This window comes from Erysipelothrix sp. P66 (assembly GCF_038682365.1).
Taxonomy (GTDB): Bacteria; Bacillota_I; Bacilli_A; order Erysipelotrichales; family Erysipelotrichaceae; genus Erysipelothrix; species Erysipelothrix piscisicarius.
On sequence record NZ_CP152290.1, the window covers coordinates 717,587 to 736,872 of the forward strand.

Genomic DNA, 19,286 nt, shown 5'->3' on the forward strand with positions numbered 1-19,286 from the left:
CCTAATGCTTAAGAAACTATTAAAAACAGCACAGTTTAATGACGATGCAATTTCAATCCTAATCTCACAATACGATAACTATCAATATGTCTTAGAAACGTGTGCGAAGCCGTATACGGGTGAAAAGAACGCACTCCCTATATTGAAACTCAATCCCCAAGAACGCCTCATGCGGACGCTTTATATGCTTCCTGAGCTCAAAGAACAATATATTCAGCGTGGTATTGACGATGCAATCTTTAACGCCAGCATTCAAGACCTAAACTATCGTATTGAACGTTATCATAAATCCAATGATCATTATGGACTCAGCGATAGTGATGTCATCTGGTTACGTTTTATGTTCCGTTTTGAAATGTTTGAACTTGGAAGTTTGCGTTATCAAATTTTTCCATTCAGTTATGCGGAGATTGAACGGAGTGGTCATGACACCATGCACTTACCCCAACAACAAAAACACCGTTTTCCTGAAAACACCATGATGCTTAACATTCATATAAAACGTGATGCCAATTTATCACCACAAGCCATCGATGCATCCCTCAAACAAGCGCATGACTTCTTTACAAAGACCTTCCCCGAACATCATTTTAAAGCGTTTATTACCCGAACATGGTTAATTCATCGCGGGATTATGGCTTTAATTGGTGATCCAAACAGCCATATCGTTCAGTTTGGAAATCGCTTCGAAGTCATTGCTTCTTCACATAACCGATATCAAGCACTGGAACGCATCTATGGGACAACCGATATGTATGAAATCAGTCGCATGGACAAAACAACCCAATTACAACGTGATGCATACAAACATCCGGAAATGCTTGGGGTTGCATGTGGGATTATCGAATTTGAAAACTTCGAATAATGGTGATAGGGATTTCATTATTACGTGAAATAGTCTATTATAGTACTAGATATTCCAAATAGGAGGAAGCCATGGATTACTTAAAATTGTTTATGATCTTTGTCGTTGCATTTATCGCGATCCAACTTTTAATCCGATTACTGGGTAAAAGAGCGAGTGATAAGGCAATGAAAGCATTTATGGAAAGTGACACCCCAACCTTCACGAAAAATATTGATAGTTGGCTTGCGAAACTGACCATCCCCACATTTAACCGTAACTTCTTTAAACTTAATTATTTTATGAGTGTCAATGACAGTGAGCAGGTTCAAAGCATTGCGCAGGGTATGGAGAAACTTCATATGAACCGCAATCAAAAATTAGAGTACTTAATGAAACTTTATGAATATGCATTAATGCGTGATGAAGTTGAATCCACCAAACAAGCACTTGAAGCACTGCGTACCTTTATTCGCGAATCGGATATGGATAATCGCACCCAGCTTCTTGAGAAACTGGATTTGGATGAATCAATTTTTATTAATCACGATATGGACTCACTCGCAGCCATTGATACCTTGATCGAACAATCCCCCGAGGAACTTAAAGGTGTTTGGTATTTCCGTAAAGCGATGATCTTGGAAGAAAATGGTCATGACCAACGCGCACTTACTGAAATCGAGCGTGCTATGCGCCATGAACCCCTCGAGATTAATAAAGAACAATACCAAGTATTAAAAGATCAAATTTTAAAGAAATAGAAGGGTTCACATGCGTGAACTCTTTTATTTTCATTGGAAATAAATAAATTCGTTATTTATGTGAAATACTTTAAGTTTTAGGTTGCATTTAAGCCCCTTTTAAGATATTATTATTAAGCAAACAACATGCCCGAGTGGTGAAATCGGTAGACGCACTGGACTCAAAATCCAGCGAGGTAAAACTCATGACGGTTCGAGTCCGTCCTCGGGCACCAATATGAAAATAACCCACTATATAGTGGGCTTTTTTATGCTTAAGTTTGGCATGGGGATACAGTGGGGATACATTTAAGTGGTAGAGGACATTTTGTTTAATACATCAACAGCTTTATCCTGACTTTCAGCAAATGCATGGGTATATACTTTTAGAGTCATCTCAACTGTTGAATGTCCTAGTCTTTTTGAAACAATATTAATTGGGACGTTATTTTGTATTAGAAGCGTCGCGTGTGAATGTCTTAAATCGTGTAACCTGCATTCAAGCCCCATTCTTTTGAATGCGTATTGTATCGTGTTATTTGGAAGAGGAGTTTTGATTCCAAAAATAAAGTCTGATTGTTTTACATCAAATTTTGATTTAATAAATTCGATATAATTATTCATTTGAGTGACCGTAAAGTTATCTAATTCAACATATCGGACGGAAGCGGCAGTTTTAGTCTTTTCTATTTTTGCACGATCAGAATTTTTTCCTGTGACAGATTTATTAATTGAAATTCCTTTACCATCATAATCTTTAAAAGTGAGTCCTTTTAACTCAGCTCGTCGAGCACCTGTAGAAAATGCGAGTAAAATAAATAATTTGAAATAAATATTTACGAGGGTCCTTTCCGGGAGTTTTTTCCAGGCCTCCATAAAAGTCTCATAATCGATAATATTGTATTTGGTCATATCTTCAAATTGTTTTTTAAATGGGGATAAATTGATAGAGACATCATTATATATATACTCCATCTTTACTGCATATCTGAATATCGATTTATAAAGTGCAATGATTTCATTTTTATATTTAACTGAATACGGTTTACCACCTATGGTTGAACCGTCTTTTTTATGGCGAATAGGTGTTTTAATCTCTGCCAATGAATTTCTCCAAGCTAATGCTTTTCTTAGTGTAATGGATGCAATAGCAGTATCAGGGATAAATTGATTTACTTTGTATAAATTTGCTTTATATGTTTGTTCTTTAACATCATATTTTGATAATTCAACCATTTCTATTCCTATTTCTCTAAGAGACATTCTCGATTTTGGTAAATCGTCCTTTTTCATTTCTTTTAAGAATTTTCGCTCTGCATTTATTGCTTTTTGTTTACTGTCAAATCCGCGTCGTTTTATGCTTTTTACCTTTCCCAAACTGTCTCGGTACCTGATATCAAAATACCAGGTATTTCGTTTTTGATCTTTATATACAGGCATACTAAAATCATCCTTTCACTATTCATGAGATCGTTAAAAGGTAGTTTGTTTAATTATCTTTTTGTTAGCTATAGCTATTAGTAATTTATAGAGTTAATGAGTCTTACTAAATCATCGCCATCCCAAAGTACAATGTTATTTGAATCTGCAAGTTCTCTTGCAGGTTTTCTAAAACTATTGTTTGTTACAACTACGCCAACGTGTGAGTCGAAAAATTTTACTCCGTAAATTATTTCTTTGATGGTACCATAGCTTATTGGAGCGTTATGAAATTTACATTGAAATGCAAATTTAACTTTATCTTTTGTTGCAATAAAATCAACGCTTTGATTATTGACTTGTGGTACTATTTTAATAATTTCATAATCAAGCTTTGTCACAAGGTCAATTATAAAATCTTCAAATTCAGTATGATTTTTAAGTGATTCAAATCTCTTTCGTGTTATTAAATCTTTATGAAATGTACGCGCATTTTCTATTCTTAAAATAATATCTGAAAGGTCAAAATGGATATTAATCCGTTCGTTTTTGTAATCTATAAGTTGAAGCGTTCTTAGTGTATCTAAATATGAAGAGAGTGTTATAAAATCAAGATCAAATTCATTTTGTAATTTTTTTTGACTAAAAGTACTCTCATGAACAACAAATTCAACGATACGAGTTAACAAGTCGTGGTCATTCAAAACGTTTTGGTCTAAAGCTATTGCTTCGCTTAATTCATATTCTGATTGTTTCTTGGAAACTCTAGAATAAACTTTATTCTTTACTATTTTTTTTGTTATGTTTTCAGGAACTCCAATTTTACTATTATTTAGATTTTCATCTATATAATCGCTTTTCTTCTCTATATCAATATTTATAAATGAGTTTTTAGGTTCGTATTTGTCAGAAGAAACTAAATTATCATTGTTGATATGATATATTTGTGGGCTTATATTTGAAGTCCTTTGTAGTTCTAATTTCTTAATTTCTTTTTTGAGGTGTAAATGTATGTATACAACTATAGCCAAAATTATTGAACAGGTATAAAAAGCGCCGACGTTTTCTTGATCTTTAAAAAGAGAAAAGAATAGGAAAATTTCGCTAAATATACAAAATATCGCTGCGACATTAACAAAAAAGTATAGCGCTTTGAGTAACAGAAATATGATATCTTTCAATAATATATTTAACTTTTTGATTAGATTATTTTTACGATTTAACATAGTCCCCCCATTTAAAATGTCTCCATTATTTTATATTTGCTTCTTCTAATATAGAGTCTATTGAAATATTATAGAGTTTAGAAATAGCTATCAGTTTTGATAATTTGATTTCATTTTTACCTTGTTCCCAAAATTGGACAGACTTATGAGTAATATTGAGCTTATCAGCAACGTACTCTAGAGTCATATTGTTTTTAATACGGTATTTTTTTAAAATAAGTCCTAATCTTTCTTTTTCATCTTGATTCATAATTAACCTCTCTCTTAATTTGTATTGGTAATACCATTATAATATAAACAAAAAAAATATCAATAAATCTAATAATTGGTATTGACAATACCGAAATCTTATTATAAATTGGTATTGAGGATACCAAACAGGAGGGGTGCAATGAATAATATTAATATTCGTATGTTAAGAAAATCATCAAATCTTACACAATCACAGATGGCATCTAAAATGGGTCTTGCTCAATCTACATACTCGCAAAAAGAGCAAGGATTGATAAATTGGACATTGCCAGATTTTATATTTATAAAGCGAAACTTTAATGTAAAATTAGAAGATATTGAGGAATTTAAGTCAATGGAAAAGAAAGTTTTGAATAAGTTGAACTTGTAATTTTTTTAAATCAAAATGGTATCTTGAATACCAATCAAGATTTTAATTATTATATTCGAAAAACACTGAAGTTGATTCTTAAGATTGAAATTTTGAATTTTCGTTATAATTGTTACTTTTCATGTACTTTTTTCGGAGGATAGGATATAACATGATTTATTCCAAAAATGGCAAGGAAAAACAATATATTTATAAAACAGATATTAAGAACTATTTAGCATGTAGTTATGAACATGCATCTCGCATATTTGATGATGTTAAGAAATACGAGATTGAAACACTAGAGTTTGAAATGTTTGAAAATAGAGTCCCTCAAAAATTATTTCATGAGTGGCGGAATAAAAAGAAGAAGCGATGCAGAAATGATAAAACGTAGTTATCATTTTTGAAAAGAGTAAGAATACTACCTGCAAAGTAATTAATGGAAAGGAGATTTAAATGAAAGATATTATTGTATTGAAAGAAACTGAAATCTTGGATAAAAGATTCAAAATTTATGGAAGTATTGATAATCCTCTATTCTTAGCTCAAGATGTTGCTCAATGGATTGAACATAGTCGTGCGAGTGAAATGATTAAAACTGTAGATGAAGATGAAAAGCTGATGCAAACAATCCTTGCTTCAGGTCAAAAACGTGAAATGTGGTTTCTCACTGAAGACGGTTTGTATGAAGTATTGATGCAATCGCGAAAACCCATTGCAAAGCAGTTCAAGAAAAGAATAAAAATAATTTTAAAAGATATTCGTCGTTTCGAAAAATACGAAGTTCCTTCAACTTTTTCGGATGCATTAGCACTAGCCGCTCAACAACAAAAAGAACTGGAGATTAAAAACCAAATAATCGGAGAATTGAAGCCCAAGGCCGATTATACAGATAAAATCTTGAAATCTAAATCTTTGGTAACAATTACCCAGATAGCTAAAGATTATGGAATGAGTGGTCAAGCAATGAATAAATTACTCCATGAGTATGGAGTTCAATACAAACAATCGGATCAATGGCTATTGTATAAGCAGCATCAAGGTAAGGGATACACCCATTCGGAAACAATTATTATTGAGGATGCTTTTAATTTAGAAAAGACAGTGATGAATACGAAATGGACGCAAAAGGGGCGACTTTTCTTGTATGAGTTATTAAAGGAAAAAGAAATTCTACCCGTTATTGAGAGAAATTAAGCAATGATTAAGGAGGTCTTCGTAAGTGAAAATGTATAGATTAAAACGAATTTTTTGTGGCATAACAATGCTTGTCACCATAGTTCTATTACTGCTTTCAATTTTTACGCTTATCTTAGTGGCAGAGAATCGTAGCTTGATTAATGACGTTAAAATTATAACGAATAATTTATTTGAAGAGCAAACAAACTTGGTTAAAGAAATTGAAATAATGAAGAACAATCAAAGTTTATTATTAGAGAGTTCGACTACGAATGAACCTAAATGAAGAGATCCTAAATTTGATGCGTTCGTAAGTACTACATGGCGACTTGAAACAGGAAATGGTACGAGCCAATTATGGCTCGAATATAACAATCCAGGAGGGATTAAGTGTGGATCAGAGTATTGCTTTTATGATTCGAAAAAGTCAGGATTGGAAGCTTTAAATTCACTACTAATCGAATATTGGGAAGTATACGGCATGGATATAAAGGCAATAAGGCAACGTTACTGTCAGTGTGGAGATGATGACTTTCAACAATTTATGGATATTTACCAAGAGGAACTAAAAAAAGAACAACGCTAGACTAAACCACGCTGTTCTTAATAGTTTATCCGTTGTGACAATTTTTGCAGCAGTACTTGCATCCATCAAAATCATGGTCGCCGGTCAGCCTTTCTGCTTCTCTAATCGCATCATGACAGTTGTTGTACTTTTTGAGTGAAACACGGTTTTCCATGTCAGGCAAATGATTGCAGGTGGTGACATGAACTTCATGGTAAACTCCATCCGTTTTACTTCTGTTGTATAGATACTCTTTCACTTAATCCCTCCTTTCTAACCACATCGTAGCAGTCTAACGAAATGATGTGTCAAAAGGGTATGAAATAGCGAGAACTTAATTTCACAATAATTGAAAGGGGGAGGTAAAATGCCCAAAAAGGCAAAAAACTTAAATCAGAATTCAAAAAGAGCCTTTTTACAAACTCAACTTGAAGCGATTCAAAAAGAACTTGAAGAGATTCCTACATTGTATCGATCAGACCTTGAAGAATACTACTTGGAATATCCCAAGAGCTTGCATGAACATGAGTTTTCGGAAAGTACAAAGAAAGTTTATTTAAGGGGAGCAAGGCGACTCATTGATCGATATACTTCAGATGATTCATATTTAACAAAAGATGATCTTATCTGTTTTAAACAAGATTTGTTGGATGAATATGAGAAAGTGTCAACAATAAATTCCTACATAACATCCGTTAATCGTTTCTTATTTTATTGCGATTTAGGTATTTTGAAAATTACCAAAATGATAGGTCAAGGTGATAATACATTGCCACACCGTATCTATGATCATGAGTTCAAAAGAATGTGGATGAAGGCTAAATCATTAGGAGATATGAACTTATATTTTGCTATTCGTATTATGGGAGAAACTGGAGTTCGAGTCAATGAACTATCGAGCTTTACGATTGGTGCAGTTCAAAACAAATATGTATCGGTTGATAACAAGGGTAAAATCCGAAAAGTTCCATTACCAGGACCATTAGGACGTGAAATAAGAGCATTTGTTAAGACACTTGATAAAGATGTCAAAGAGGTTGTTAATCTCGATTACAGGCAAATTTATGATGGTTTAAAAATGATTGCAGGATTATGCAAAATCAATAAGAAAAAAGTAAATCCTCACGCCTTTAGACATTATTTCGGATTCAACTTTGTAAATAAAAAAGGCGAGCTTAAACTCGCTCAATTAAGTGATATCTTAGGACACTCTAGTGTAGAAACGACACGAATATATACAAGAGGTACATTAGAGGACTATTTAAAATCGATGGAGGAAATTAGATGAATATTGTAGAAGCTTCAAAAAAAGCGGTTGAAGAGAACCGCTTTATAGCCAGACCGTTAAAAGATGGAAGAGTATACTTAAAAATTAAACCGACAAACACTCCCGCTTGTTGCATTGTAATTGATACAATAGAAAACCGCAGTTGTATTCGGTGGAATCCTGATTTAGATGATCTAACTGCAGATAACTGGGCGATTGTTGATTAGTTTAAGCCCAACTGCTTAGAGATAATATTTGTTATTACTTGACTTGAAATATTTTCTAACATAGAGACCGAAACGGATGTAAATTTACTAATGATACCCTTGGTTTCTCTCCAAACATCATCATCTCGTATGTTATCTAAAAATTTATGACCTTCCCAAGTTATAGAAGAAATTGGGAACCTAAGTAATACATTTGAAGCATAACTAGGTTTTCCATCAATGTATCCTGCTTCAATTAATTTCATCGCAGTATAGTAAATTACTTCTTTATCAAAATTAGAGGTTTCAAGAAGCTCAGACTTAGCAAGATCATAGTAGTCGTTCAATTCTAGATGAGATTCGAGATACAAGAGTAAATCACGTACACATTCATGATTCAATTTCATTCAATTCACCTCCTTTCACATCAAAATAATATCAATAAAATCATAAAAAGTGTAGATTTACGAAAATGGAGATATACACACTGTACAAGTGTATGTAAATAAGATAATAAAAAATCATAATAATAGAACCTTATCACAAGAGAAAGGAAGATGTAGAATGATTGATAAAACTAGAAAAGTGGACGATGTCAATAAAGACACTGCCCACTTGATAAAGTGCTACTGGTGTAATACGACGATTCTTAGTACAGATAATTTCTGTTTAAGATGTGGAAAATTTCAGTCGGTTGGAAAAAGCTGTTGTTTAATTGAAGCAGATAAAACATCGACTAAAAGTTGATACATTCCATCTTTAATTGGCTTTGAAAGTTTAGAAAAGCCCTTATTGAACTTAGCTATAGCGACTGGTGACTTAGGTGTGTCGACGATCAAGTCGGGTATCGCTGTTCTAATTAGGTCTTTGTGTTCTTGACTAATTGAATCTTCAAGAGAGAGTAATTCAACTGCACTATTTAAGATATTCTGAGTCCATTCATAGGCAGTTCCACAATTTGGGCAGTAATATGGAAGCACCATATTTTCTAATTCCGCACTACTATACACGTACCAATCATCATAAGCCATACTGATATAACGACTTGCTCCACGAATTGGTGCTTTACAAGAATTACAACTATCAAGAACTTTTGAACCACATTTATTACAAAATGAGTCTGTTTCTCCATTGCCATAATCAACTATATGTCCATTAGTACAAATTTTAGCTGCCCAATAGTTATTGTCATAAATTCCCATTATTTCCCTGCTTTCTACTACTAAAATCATATCAAGAAAAACACAAAAAGTATACATTTTTAAAAAGTGTCTTAAACACCTTAAAGACTGCGTATAAAGTAGTTTTTAAAAAATAAAATAATATACAGGTTATCTACCGCATTTGAGACGATATTCTGTGCTAATTGTTCACTATAAAAACTTAAAGAAGGAGCGATAAGATTGTATTCAATTTATGACATAATTGATCAAAAAATAATCTGTAAAGGAACATTACAAGAGATTTCTGAAAAAACAGGAATTGAAATAAATCGTTTGATTTGGAGCGTAAATCAAAATGTAAAAATTATGAATGGCAGATTCAAAGTAATGAAATTAAAGAAGGAGACATTATTATGAATATCGAACACCCAAACTTTTACTCAATAATTCCAGCGCATGTTCGCTATGATACACGACTTAGTGATAGTGATAAGATCTTATATTCTGAAATTACCGCACTCACTCAAAAGAACGGTCAATGTTGGGCCTCAAACCAGTATTTCGCAAGTCTTTATAATGTTTCAAAAGACACAATCTCGAGACGTATTAATAAACTTGCTAAATTGGGTTATATCAGCATTCAAATTTTGTATAAAGAGAACTCTAAAGAAATCGATAAACGGGTCATACAAGTTGAAATAATGACACACGACCCTATAGGCAAAATTGCAGATACCTATCCGCAAAATTGCGGGGAGGGTACCCGCAAATCTGAGGATACCCCTATCCGCAAAATTGTCGTAGATAATAATACAAGTAATGAATATTACAAGATTAATAATAACCCCTATAGTCCCCATGAAGTTTTTGAGATGTTTTGGAAGCTTTATCCAAAACGGCAGGACAAGAAGAAAGCTAAAACAAAATTAATTCAGATTATTCGAAAAAATCCAAAACTTGCGCAAACGATTATTTCAGATTTGGAGAGAAGAGCAAATTGTCAAGATTGGAAGAAAGCTGATGGGAAATACATTCCGTTACCAACAACATATTTGAATGGTGAGCGGTGGGAGGATGAAATAAAAGATTTCAAAAATTGTGATAAACCAATGTCGTCCAAAAGATTTCATGCTTTTGAAATTAAACAGCCGACTTATACAAATGATTGCAAAACTGAAATAAATGTAGATCAGGTAAAACGTAACATTCGGAATCTGATTCATCAGAAAAACACAAATAGTCAAAAAGAGAAGGAGAAAGAGTGTGACATCATATAAATTTTTGAAACAAGCACATCTAGATTATGAATTGCTACTCTCTCTTGTGCAGCGATATCAAAAATCAAAATCAAGCAAGAACAAGAGTATATACTTGAAAGAAATTCAGACGCTCATAAATCGCTATAGCGGCGTGATTTGTGTTCCAAGGGTAAATACCACTTGGAGATTAAAAAAGAGCCAATATCTGAACGGAAAGTGGCTAAATCAAGGAGATTTGATTAGAGTTGTGGGGGTAATGGTAGGGAAGGACATCATTATCAATTATGAAATTAGCAAAATCTATTCCTCGCATATGGGCATCGGTGACTTTTTCAAGAAATTCGAGGAGGAAGTATCATGAATAAAATCAAAGAGCAAGCACTCAACAAATTACTCGAAGAAGTAAACCGCTCGAATAACGATGCTATTGACAAGATTCATAATTGGATTTCAGATCAAAACGATACTGAATTATTTGCAGGGATACTTCAGAAGGGCAAAAACTTAGCAGAAGCATTATCATATTGTGCCTCGAAAGTTAAAAGAAGTGGCAATTACGGAATTGCTACTGATGAAGCTGTATTTAGTTGGGTTAAAGAATACTTTATGTTATCTTCCACAAATGTTTCAAAAGAAAACGTCATTGTAAAAACTAATACTAAGCAAAAAGTGGACAATGATGAGAAACGTAAAAGACGGAATGCAATGAAAAGAAGGAATGATACTTCTGACGAAGTACAACTATCTATTTTTGATCTATGAAACCAGAGGATTACGTTACTCGTAAATTAAAACCACCAAAGCATTTTTTTGATTGGTGTGAATCACAAATACCTGTATATGAGTGGAAGAACAAACAGAAGCAAATCATTTCCTCAACGCGACGATCTTCGATAATCGTCTCAAAACGACTTATGAAGAATTCATGTTTATCGCTTCCTAGCAAGTTTTATTCGTTTGCTATTGTATTGGTCACAACAAAGAGAATAGAAATTCAATCGTATGGCTATTGGCTTGTTATAAAGCAAGGTAAAGAATTTTTAGAACGAAGGTTAACCAATTTTGAGATATTTGAGAACGGTCGTCACATTAAAATAACTCAATACTTCAATCAATTTATATTTGGGTTATCAAACATCTACGGAATCATGGGAGGACCTTATTGTCAAACACATTTTTTTGATAATAATTGGGAAAAACGTATTCAAACGGTGTCGGAGCTTAAGTATATTTCTTTTGGCGAGAACCAAATCAAACGATGTCAATTAAGTCATGTATATAGATTTAGACGTGAAATTGAATTTTTACAAAAAATAAATGCCAAGATAATTTCGCATGAAGTCTTGAATAACATCAATGTAGATATGAGAACCATTAACCGAAAATGGTTAAAGAAAAACAAACATTTACTCAGAGACTCAAACGTGTCCTTTAAAGAGTTTGAGTTAAATCGAAGGATATTAAACAAAGGGGGAACTGTTGTTCCTGGAATCCATAAGTATATAAATTACCACGATATCAAACGTGTTCCCAAAAGAATTGGAATTACTAAGTTTCAAAATTGGGTTTTGAAATACAAAATTGATTTAAAGACTTATTTCGATTATCTTGATCTAATGAAAGAACTTAATATTCCACTTGAAGGAACCAATGTGCTGCTGCCAAGCAATTTATGCAATGCGCATGATAACGCAGTTGAATTATTGAATCGGCGAAAACGAGATGTAGAATTGAAAGAATTCGAGGAAAGATTTAAAGAACTAAAGCATCTGGAGGAAGTGATTGATGATTACAGTTTTTTGATTCCTAAAAGTGCTAATGATTTAATTTTAGAGGGAAAAATGTTGCACCATTGTGTAGGCGGGGCAATGTATATAAATAATCATGCAAAGGGTAAAACCACAATTGTATTTATTCGAGAAAAAAATCAAAAAGAAAAACCTTTGTACACACTCGAATTTAATCGTAATACAGTTGTTCAGTGTAGAGGTAAACATAATAAAATCGCACCAGATGAAGTAATGAACGCAGTTGAGAAATGGGCAAATCATACTCGGCAAAAATTAGAGAATAGAGGGAATATAATGCTAGAAGATGCATAAAAGTGAGTGTGCAAAATTACAAAAAGTATCAAAATAAAAAACACTCATCATACGCCTTTAAAATAACGTATTTTGAGTGTTTCAAAAATTAAAATAACATACAGGTTATCTTCCTATTTGATATTAATGCTATGGCCATCCAAACATGAATAGAAACCTATCGATACAAAATAAGTTTTTTGAAAGTAGGGAACTACTTTTTTGAATAATAAAAACGCCTCATCAGTTTACTAGACTTGAGATTTGATAGTAGTAGAAATATCAAGTCTATAATATGCAAATGAAATTAAATTAAGAATTTGAATACAGTCACTTTCATTATCTACAGAATATATTTTCGGAGTGTGTGCCCTTGGATTTCTAAATAGACTAGTGATTGCTTTTAGAAGTTCCATATAACCTCTATGCTCGTTTCTTTCACTCTCCGTTTCTAAGGTATTAAAAACAATATAGGGATCACGGATACAGAAACATTCATCAATTAACCTTGAACCATCTTTAGTAAGTCCTGTTTTTTTACGTATTTCTTCATATAATCCTTTAGTTGATTCCAAGATAATAGATGTGTAGTCTTCATTAAGAATATCTGGAGTGCAATAAACTATAATTTTTTGATGAACTTTCAACTCTATTAGTCTGTTTTTGAAAGATGATACGTTGATATTTGCCTCACTTAAAGTAGTTACTATTTCCGTTTTCTGCAATTTTCCAGAATCGAGTACTTTAATACCGTCAAAAGCTAATAATAAATTCATTTTTTCTAGAATATCTTTATGGACATCATCTCTATTAATAAATTTTCTCGGATCAAGAAAAAGCTCGATTACTTTTATTACGTGATTTTGCGAATGATGATTATCTGAGTATTGATTAAATAACTTGTCCAATCTTCGCCATTTTGTCATGTTTTCAAGATAATCACTTGTTGGGAATTCGGCTACTTCTAGTAGTTTAGTTATTTCAGTTCCTGTTAAATGCTCACCTATGATTTTACTAATTTCCTCTATTGAGTTTTTATTCATTAACATCCTATTAAATTATCCCCTCTCTAATATAGTTACTCTTATAGTACGACATACAGATTTTAGAATCAATTTTATACAAAAATGCATAAAATATTGGGAGTCATGGGGTGTTTTCTAAAATAATATGTCACGCTAAATTTTAAATAATAAGAAAATAGGAGGTAGTCAATGTTATGACATTTAGAAAAAAGCAAAATGCTCTAAATTTTTTAAAAAATGAATTACAATCCGTAAATTACTACTGTTTAAGAATAATTAATCTTAATTTAAAGCTAGAACAAGTCTGCACGAAGCTCTATGAAATAAGCGGTATAGATTATTCAAAGTCTGGAGATGTAAAGGTTAAATGGTCTTTGATCCCAAAATTAGATCTCATGCAAAAAGAAGAATTATTGAATCGCGAAATTAATAAATGGAGAATGCGCATTTTGGACGTTGAAGAAGTCTTAAATAAATGTTCTCCTAATGTGAAAGATATGTTGATTCGCATCTATGTACTTAAAGAATCTCAGTCGAAAGTTGCCGAAAGTTATAATTATTCGAGAACAGTAATGATTTATTTGATCGACAAAGAGTTATCAGAAGTCCTAAAAGAGTATGACCTCTAACTCCGACACTGTCAGTACATTTTACATGTTAATATGGTAATGTGAATCTTGATGTCTCACATATATGGGCTGTTATCCTTCTTTTGGAAAGACACTTGAAAAGGTGTCTTTTTTTCTTGAAAGGAGAAAGCATGATTCTAAAATGTATAAGACCAACGATTGTAATGTGTACGAAGTCTGCGTACAAAGTTCAACTGAATTTAGGTGATGTAGTCAGTCCTTTTAAAGTGACACGAAATCATCTTCTGTGTTTTCGAAAGGGTGAAACCTTAATTGTTTCTGTGGAACAGTGTCGAAATAATTTTGTAGAAATTAAGGTGAAGTGAAATGAAGAAACGAAGAGCACGTCGAAGTGAACCTAAAGACTGGGTTAGAGAAATTTCAAAAGGGAATGTTAATGCGTTCTATAAATCTACAGACTGGGATATTGCTCGTGAAAAAGCTTTAATGCGAGATAAACATGTATGTCAATTTTTTATAGGCAAATGGCATGATGACAAACACAGACCAAAGCAATTAGAAGTTCGTAGGGCGAATACTGTTCATCACATTATTCCGATTAGAAAATGTCCAGAACTGTGTTTGGATTTAGATAACCTTGTCAGTCTCTCATTTGAAGCTCATGAAATTATTGAAGAGCGTAAACAGCATCGTTTTAAACCTAAGAAAAAGATAACGCAAGAAAGGTGGTAGTATGAAGCGAATTGAGTTTATTAAAAGTATGAACGCGAAAGTAATTCATCAAGATAAAAGTAGTTTCGTATTAAAACATTCTGAGGATATTTTCCAGACTTGCTATTGTCAAAATGATGATGTAACTGCGGTTCAATTGTTTGCAACAGCTTGTGTATCAAAAGTTCCAATCAAACAAATCAAACACACAGAAAGCATCCTCAAAGTATTCAAATCAGTTCTTACACTATTGTGTGCGTATGATGATGAAGATATTAAATTGGTTATGGATCACTTAGGATTGTTTGACCTTTCCTTTAAATTTGGCAAAGAGATGAGTCTCTATGACTATTTGTTGAAGGTTGAAGTAGTGGATGGACTTTTTATTGTTACCATTGCGGAAGTGTAATACCCCCCCCTTAAATCCTAGCGTAGTATATCGCTTAAGAGGAGCGGGTGTGGAGTGGTGACTGTCCAGATTTTTTTGATTTACGCGCGCGAAAGGTGGTATGGCCATGTCAAAGTCGAAAAGAACCAAGAAAGCCCGTCTTGAAAAGTATGATTTAATTGAAAAAGATTTAAAAGATCAACTTGCAAAATTGAATAAATACGGTCAATTTTATGATGATTTGGTTGATCATACAGTATTTTTATTCAAATTAAAAGATACATTAGAGGATGACATTATCAAAAATGGATTACGTATTCAAGTTACAACGGGAAATGGATTTAAAAAAGACACTTCTAATGAATCCGTAAAAAGTTTAATCACGGTAAGCTCACAAATCCTTCGTGTTCTTAAAGAGTTAAATGTATCACTTCCGGATGATTTCGATGATTATGAAGAAGATGATTACACATGATGCAATTGATGATTATCTGAAATTTGTTGATGAGAATCCTGACGCTATTAGCGAAGAAGTTAAATTGCTCATAAAAAATATTGTTACGCCTACATTAATGCGTGATGATATTTTCTTTGACTCTGAAACGTTGGACAAGTGTATCGCGTTTTGTGAACGCTGGTTTTATCCCTTATTTCCATTTCAAAAATTCCATTATGCTTTTGTATTCATGTATGAAAAAGAAAATCCAGAAAATGTAATTTTTAGAGATATTTTTGATTTGATGGGGCGTGGTAATGGAAAAGACGGATATCTCATGCCACTTGCACTTTTTTTACTGTCTCCAATGTATGGTGTCTTTAATTACAACATCGATATTATCGCTAATGGTGAAGATCAGGCAAAAGACTCATTTGAGATTCTTTACGATATGCTGGAAGCAAACAAGAAAATAATGCGAAAGATGTTCTATTGGAATAAAACTGTGATCATTGGCCGTAAAACACGATCACGGCTCAAGTACAACACATCAAATGCGAAAACAAAGGATGGAAAGAAAAGTGGAATGCTTATTTTTAATGAATTACATGGTTATGAGGACTACAAACAACTTAATGTATTCACATCAGGATTTGGGAAGGTTAAACATGCGCGAACATGGACAATCTCCACGAATGGTATTGTCCGAGATGGTCCTCTTGATGAAAAAATTGAACTTTCAATGTCCGTACTTCATGGAGAAGCAAACTATTTAAGAATGTTTCCTTTTATTTGTCGGATGAAACGCGAAGATATTCATAAACCAATGAAAAAAAACTTAGAAACCAATGATCCCAATGATATTGATACAACACTTTGGGAGCAGGCAAATCCGAGCTTGCGATATCTTCCGATTCTTAGATCTGCTTTAATCTTTGACTATTACAATTTTTTAACAAAACCATCCTATAAAACAGAATTCTATTCAAAACGGATGAATATACCCATGCAAGATCATGAACAAGCATTAACATCATGGAACAACATTCTCAAAGCATCTTACAGTGATGTTGAGGAGAAGATTCCGCGCGATACTTACGTTGAGCCGGGAAGCAATGCGGTTGTCGGTATTGATTTTGCTCAATTTAATGACTTTGCTTCTGTGGGTCTTTTATTTATGAAAAATGAAGAATACATTTGGAAAAGTAAAACGTGGATTTGTGGAAGAAGCAAGCATTTTTCTGAAATTAAGTTTCCATTTGATAAGTATGGGTCACCTGGTTTTATTGATTTTGAGGTGATTGACGAAGACTACATTCACGAAGATTATTTGGTGAGATGGGTTATTGATGCGATGCGCACATATCGCATTCAGAAGATTGTTTTGGATAGTCATCGCTATCAATTAATGAAGCGCTCGTTTGAAGCCTATGGGATTGCAGTAGAGTCACGCGATAATCCATCTGGAATGATACGTATGATACGCATTAATCAATCAGTATATAACATCGTTGCTCCCTTTATCGAAAAATTATTTGTGGATGGTACGATTAATATTGGTGACAGTGCCATTATGCGTTGGGCTATAAATAACACAGCATTACAAATTAAAAAAGATGGCCTACTTACATTTGAAAAAATAGAGCCTAAATTACGTAAAAATGATCCATTTATGGCATTAGTTCATGCATGTCAAGCACGAGAACTTTTGGAAAAGAAAATCATCCAAATTTGGATGTAGAAAGGAGGGGGAAATCTTTGAATTTTTTTAATGTCTTTAAGAAAAATGGTTACCGCGTCGATTTTTTAGATGATATTGTTGAAAAAAAGGCAAAGCATCTTGAACTTCAAGAATTGATGATTGAGAGCGCAATTGAAATGATTGCAAAGACAATCGCCAAGGTAGACTTTCAATATTACGATGGTAATCAAAAAGTAATTAATGAGGTTTACTATACCCTTAATGTTGTTCCAAATTGTAATGACACAGGCACTACATTTTGGATGCGAGTGGTGCGTAAACTTTTCCGAGAGAATGAATGTCTTATTGTAATCTCAGGAAAAAAACTATACCTTGCAAAATCATTCAAAACTGGAGAAGAAGTTATGTTGGATAAAACATATACTTCCGTTATTCTTGAAGATTCTAATGGGAATGAACTGCTTTTAAATAAAACGATTACATCAGAGGATGTAATTTTTTTAACTTTAGGGAACTGTAAAGTACATGCATTCATGAAAACATTCTATCAGTCGTATGTTGAGATGCTGCACGTTGCATCCAATGCGTTTAAGATATCAAATCGAATTAAGTATGTATTTACAATGCCACAGTCAAATATCGAGTTATGCGATCAAGATGGAAATCCGGTTAACATGAAGGATTATGTAAAGAATGTCTTAGGTCACTTAGAGTCTGATGATTCAGTTGTCGTACCCCTACCATCGAGCATGAAACTTGAAGAAATTACAAGTAAGTCAAAGTCTAATTCGGATGATTACTTGAAGCTCATTCGAAAATACGGAGATATGGTTGCGATGGCTTTTGGAATTCCACTCGACGTTTTCTACGGAAGTAAGACGGATAAGTCAACTGGAACTAATGATTTCATCACCTTTGCAGTGTTGCCGATTTTAAAAATAATCGAAGATGGGCTGAATGCGCATTTAATTTCAGAGGAGGAATATTTGAGTGGCCAAAAAATTGTTGCCAATAAATTCGCATTACAATACTTCAACATTATGGATGTTGCCTCTAGTATTGATAAGTTGCGAAGTGTGGGGTATTCATTCAATGATATACAACACAACATGGGAGAGCCTCAAATTGATGAGCCGTGGGCTAATCGACGGTACGTCACAAAAAACTATATGAATGTAGAGCATGAGGAGAAAGGAGACAAAGATGAATGAAGTAATGCAGTTTGTTAAGAAAAGCGATACTACAACAGAACTTTATATATACGGTGAAATACGAAAGCAAGAAGTCTGGGAAATATTGTTTGATGTTGAATCAGAACATGTATCTGCACTTAGCTTTAAAGATGCATTGGATCAGGTAGATACACCAAGTCTATGTGTTCGCATTAATTCAATGGGTGGAAGTGTCAGTGAAGGGCTTGCTATTTATAATCTATTGAATTCATTTGGTGGTAACGTCACTACTATTGTTGATGGATTTGCTTGCAGTATTGCATCAGTCATATTTATGGCAGGATCGAAGCGTATTGTTCCTGAAAGTTCACTATTAATGATTCATAATGCATGGAGCAAAGCGGAAGGTGATGCCCATACGATGCGTAAAGCAGCAGATGATTTAGAAAAAATTACTCAGCCAAGTATCAATATTTACACATCAAAAACAATCTTAACTGAAGCGGAAATTCGCAATATGATGGATCAAGAAACTTGGCTTGAGGCAAAGGAAGCTTATGAATTTGGATTTGCGACCGTGCTTGAAAAGGCAGAAGCAAATCAATGTTTAAATGACCGTTATCTTGCTCATCTCATTAAAGAAAACAAAGCACTGAGAACAAAAATCACAAACTTGGGTGAACAAGATGATGATTTCTTTTAGAAAGGA

Annotated in this window: 27 protein-coding genes and 1 tRNA gene; 21 read left to right on the top strand and 7 right to left on the bottom strand. The window is 33.3% G+C overall.

Features of this window, described 5'->3' with window-relative positions; genetic code table 11:
* Window positions 1–4: 4 nt before the first annotated feature.
* The 3 genes from AAG186_RS03510 to AAG186_RS03520 all read left to right on the top strand — a co-directional run bounded on the left by AAG186_RS03510 (window position 5) and on the right by AAG186_RS03520 (window position 1,820).
* Window positions 5–865 carry an acyltransferase domain-containing protein gene (locus AAG186_RS03510; protein ID WP_342622011.1) on the top strand — a complete coding sequence of 287 codons (861 nt, stop codon included), beginning with the start codon at window positions 5–7 and terminating at the stop codon, window positions 863–865.
* A gap of 71 nt (window positions 866–936) precedes the next feature.
* Window positions 937–1,605 carry a hypothetical protein gene (locus AAG186_RS03515; protein WP_161636576.1) on the top strand — a complete coding sequence of 223 codons (669 nt, stop codon included), beginning with the start codon at window positions 937–939 and terminating at the stop codon, window positions 1,603–1,605.
* 128 nt (window positions 1,606–1,733) lie between these two features.
* Window positions 1,734–1,820 (top strand) — tRNA-Leu (locus AAG186_RS03520).
* 73 nt (window positions 1,821–1,893) lie between these two features.
* Here AAG186_RS03520 and AAG186_RS03525 read toward each other — a convergent pair.
* From AAG186_RS03525 to AAG186_RS03535, 3 genes are all read right to left on the bottom strand, one after another.
* Complete coding sequence (locus AAG186_RS03525; RefSeq protein WP_342622012.1) at window positions 1,894–3,024, bottom strand: site-specific integrase; 1,131 nt, start codon at window positions 3,022–3,024, stop codon at window positions 1,894–1,896.
* Window positions 3,025–3,101: 77 nt separating this feature from the next.
* Window positions 3,102–4,229: a restriction endonuclease gene (locus tag AAG186_RS03530; RefSeq protein ID WP_342622013.1), complete on the bottom strand. Its 1,128-nt coding sequence runs from the start codon at window positions 4,227–4,229 to the stop codon at window positions 3,102–3,104.
* 25 nt (window positions 4,230–4,254) lie between these two features.
* Window positions 4,255–4,479 (bottom strand): helix-turn-helix transcriptional regulator, encoded by a 225-nt coding sequence (locus AAG186_RS03535; RefSeq protein ID WP_275157871.1) that lies wholly within the window; start codon window positions 4,477–4,479, stop codon window positions 4,255–4,257.
* Between the two features lie 141 nt (window positions 4,480–4,620).
* On the opposite strand from AAG186_RS03535, the gene AAG186_RS03540 reads away from it, so the two are divergent.
* The 4 genes from AAG186_RS03540 (at window position 4,621) to AAG186_RS03555 (ending at window position 6,298) form a co-directional block, all read left to right on the top strand.
* A complete protein-coding gene (locus AAG186_RS03540) occupies window positions 4,621–4,851 on the top strand; it encodes a helix-turn-helix transcriptional regulator (protein ID WP_275157870.1) in 231 nt (76 codons plus the stop codon).
* A gap of 151 nt (window positions 4,852–5,002) precedes the next feature.
* Window positions 5,003–5,227 carry a hypothetical protein gene (locus AAG186_RS03545; RefSeq protein WP_342622014.1) on the top strand — a complete coding sequence of 75 codons (225 nt, stop codon included), beginning with the start codon at window positions 5,003–5,005 and terminating at the stop codon, window positions 5,225–5,227.
* 62 nt (window positions 5,228–5,289) lie between these two features.
* The gene (locus AAG186_RS03550; RefSeq protein ID WP_342622015.1) at window positions 5,290–6,030 is read left to right on the top strand and encodes a phage antirepressor KilAC domain-containing protein; all 741 of its coding nucleotides are present in this window, start codon (window positions 5,290–5,292) and stop codon (window positions 6,028–6,030) included.
* A 67-nt stretch (window positions 6,031–6,097) separates the two neighbouring features.
* A complete protein-coding gene (locus AAG186_RS03555; protein WP_342622016.1) occupies window positions 6,098–6,298 on the top strand; it encodes a hypothetical protein in 201 nt (66 codons plus the stop codon).
* Window positions 6,299–6,623: 325 nt separating this feature from the next.
* Here AAG186_RS03555 and AAG186_RS03560 read toward each other — a convergent pair whose 3' ends face one another.
* Window positions 6,624–6,836, bottom strand: coding sequence for a hypothetical protein (locus AAG186_RS03560; RefSeq protein WP_275168769.1), 213 nt, complete (start codon window positions 6,834–6,836; stop codon window positions 6,624–6,626).
* Between the two features lie 108 nt (window positions 6,837–6,944).
* Between AAG186_RS03560 and AAG186_RS03565 the strand changes: the two genes are divergently transcribed.
* On the top strand, window positions 6,945–7,865 hold the full coding sequence (locus AAG186_RS03565) for a tyrosine-type recombinase/integrase (RefSeq protein WP_275164322.1): 921 nt from the start codon (window positions 6,945–6,947) through the stop codon (window positions 7,863–7,865).
* Entirely contained in the window at window positions 7,862–8,071 is a 210-nt protein-coding gene (locus tag AAG186_RS03570; RefSeq protein ID WP_275164320.1) for a hypothetical protein, read from the top strand. Before AAG186_RS03565 ends, AAG186_RS03570 begins: the two co-directional genes overlap by 4 nt.
* Here AAG186_RS03570 and AAG186_RS03575 read toward each other — a convergent pair.
* Complete coding sequence (locus AAG186_RS03575) at window positions 8,068–8,457, bottom strand: DUF2513 domain-containing protein (protein ID WP_275164319.1); 390 nt, start codon at window positions 8,455–8,457, stop codon at window positions 8,068–8,070. The genes AAG186_RS03570 and AAG186_RS03575 overlap by 4 nt on opposite strands.
* A gap of 279 nt (window positions 8,458–8,736) precedes the next feature.
* Complete coding sequence (locus tag AAG186_RS03580) at window positions 8,737–9,282, bottom strand: DUF2321 domain-containing protein (RefSeq protein ID WP_275164318.1); 546 nt, start codon at window positions 9,280–9,282, stop codon at window positions 8,737–8,739.
* A 269-nt stretch (window positions 9,283–9,551) separates the two neighbouring features.
* On the opposite strand from AAG186_RS03580, the gene AAG186_RS03585 reads away from it, so the two are divergent.
* The 4 genes from AAG186_RS03585 to AAG186_RS03600 all read left to right on the top strand — a co-directional run bounded on the left by AAG186_RS03585 (window position 9,552) and on the right by AAG186_RS03600 (window position 12,574).
* Complete coding sequence (locus AAG186_RS03585) at window positions 9,552–10,490, top strand: helix-turn-helix domain-containing protein (RefSeq protein WP_342622017.1); 939 nt, start codon at window positions 9,552–9,554, stop codon at window positions 10,488–10,490.
* Window positions 10,477–10,833: a hypothetical protein gene (locus AAG186_RS03590; protein ID WP_275144811.1), complete on the top strand. Its 357-nt coding sequence runs from the start codon at window positions 10,477–10,479 to the stop codon at window positions 10,831–10,833. The genes AAG186_RS03585 and AAG186_RS03590 overlap by 14 nt, the downstream gene beginning before the upstream one ends.
* Window positions 10,830–11,234, top strand: coding sequence for a Cas9 inhibitor AcrIIA9 family protein (locus AAG186_RS03595; RefSeq protein ID WP_275164314.1), 405 nt, complete (start codon window positions 10,830–10,832; stop codon window positions 11,232–11,234). The genes AAG186_RS03590 and AAG186_RS03595 overlap by 4 nt, the downstream gene beginning before the upstream one ends.
* Window positions 11,235–11,386: 152 nt before the next feature.
* Window positions 11,387–12,574, top strand: a complete 1,188-nt coding sequence (locus tag AAG186_RS03600) for a PcfJ domain-containing protein (RefSeq protein ID WP_342622018.1) — start codon at window positions 11,387–11,389, stop codon at window positions 12,572–12,574.
* 230 nt (window positions 12,575–12,804) lie between these two features.
* Here AAG186_RS03600 and AAG186_RS03605 read toward each other — a convergent pair whose 3' ends face one another.
* Entirely contained in the window at window positions 12,805–13,596 is a 792-nt protein-coding gene (locus tag AAG186_RS03605; protein ID WP_342622019.1) for a TIGR02391 family protein, read from the bottom strand.
* Window positions 13,597–13,772: 176 nt separating this feature from the next.
* Here AAG186_RS03605 and AAG186_RS03610 point away from each other — a divergent pair, with 176 nt between their 5' ends.
* The 8 genes from AAG186_RS03610 to AAG186_RS03645 all read left to right on the top strand — a co-directional run bounded on the left by AAG186_RS03610 (window position 13,773) and on the right by AAG186_RS03645 (window position 19,280).
* The gene (locus AAG186_RS03610) at window positions 13,773–14,207 is read left to right on the top strand and encodes a hypothetical protein (RefSeq protein WP_342622020.1); all 435 of its coding nucleotides are present in this window, start codon (window positions 13,773–13,775) and stop codon (window positions 14,205–14,207) included.
* A 131-nt stretch (window positions 14,208–14,338) separates the two neighbouring features.
* The gene (locus tag AAG186_RS03615; RefSeq protein WP_275161071.1) at window positions 14,339–14,533 is read left to right on the top strand and encodes a hypothetical protein; all 195 of its coding nucleotides are present in this window, start codon (window positions 14,339–14,341) and stop codon (window positions 14,531–14,533) included.
* 1 nt (window position 14,534) lies between these two features.
* Window positions 14,535–14,900, top strand: a complete 366-nt coding sequence (locus tag AAG186_RS03620; RefSeq protein WP_275143759.1) for a hypothetical protein — start codon at window positions 14,535–14,537, stop codon at window positions 14,898–14,900.
* A 1-nt stretch (window position 14,901) separates the two neighbouring features.
* Entirely contained in the window at window positions 14,902–15,288 is a 387-nt protein-coding gene (locus AAG186_RS03625) for a hypothetical protein (protein WP_275161072.1), read from the top strand.
* Window positions 15,289–15,394: 106 nt separating this feature from the next.
* A complete protein-coding gene (locus AAG186_RS03630; RefSeq protein WP_254006329.1) occupies window positions 15,395–15,742 on the top strand; it encodes a hypothetical protein in 348 nt (115 codons plus the stop codon).
* The gene (locus AAG186_RS03635) at window positions 15,714–17,444 is read left to right on the top strand and encodes a terminase large subunit (protein WP_342622021.1); all 1,731 of its coding nucleotides are present in this window, start codon (window positions 15,714–15,716) and stop codon (window positions 17,442–17,444) included. The genes AAG186_RS03630 and AAG186_RS03635 overlap by 29 nt, the downstream gene beginning before the upstream one ends.
* Before the next feature lie 17 nt (window positions 17,445–17,461).
* Entirely contained in the window at window positions 17,462–18,616 is a 1,155-nt protein-coding gene (locus tag AAG186_RS03640; RefSeq protein WP_275168787.1) for a phage portal protein, read from the top strand.
* Window positions 18,609–19,280, top strand: coding sequence for a head maturation protease, ClpP-related (locus AAG186_RS03645; protein ID WP_275143763.1), 672 nt, complete (start codon window positions 18,609–18,611; stop codon window positions 19,278–19,280). The genes AAG186_RS03640 and AAG186_RS03645 overlap by 8 nt, the downstream gene beginning before the upstream one ends.
* The last annotated feature ends 6 nt before the right edge of the window (window positions 19,281–19,286 follow it).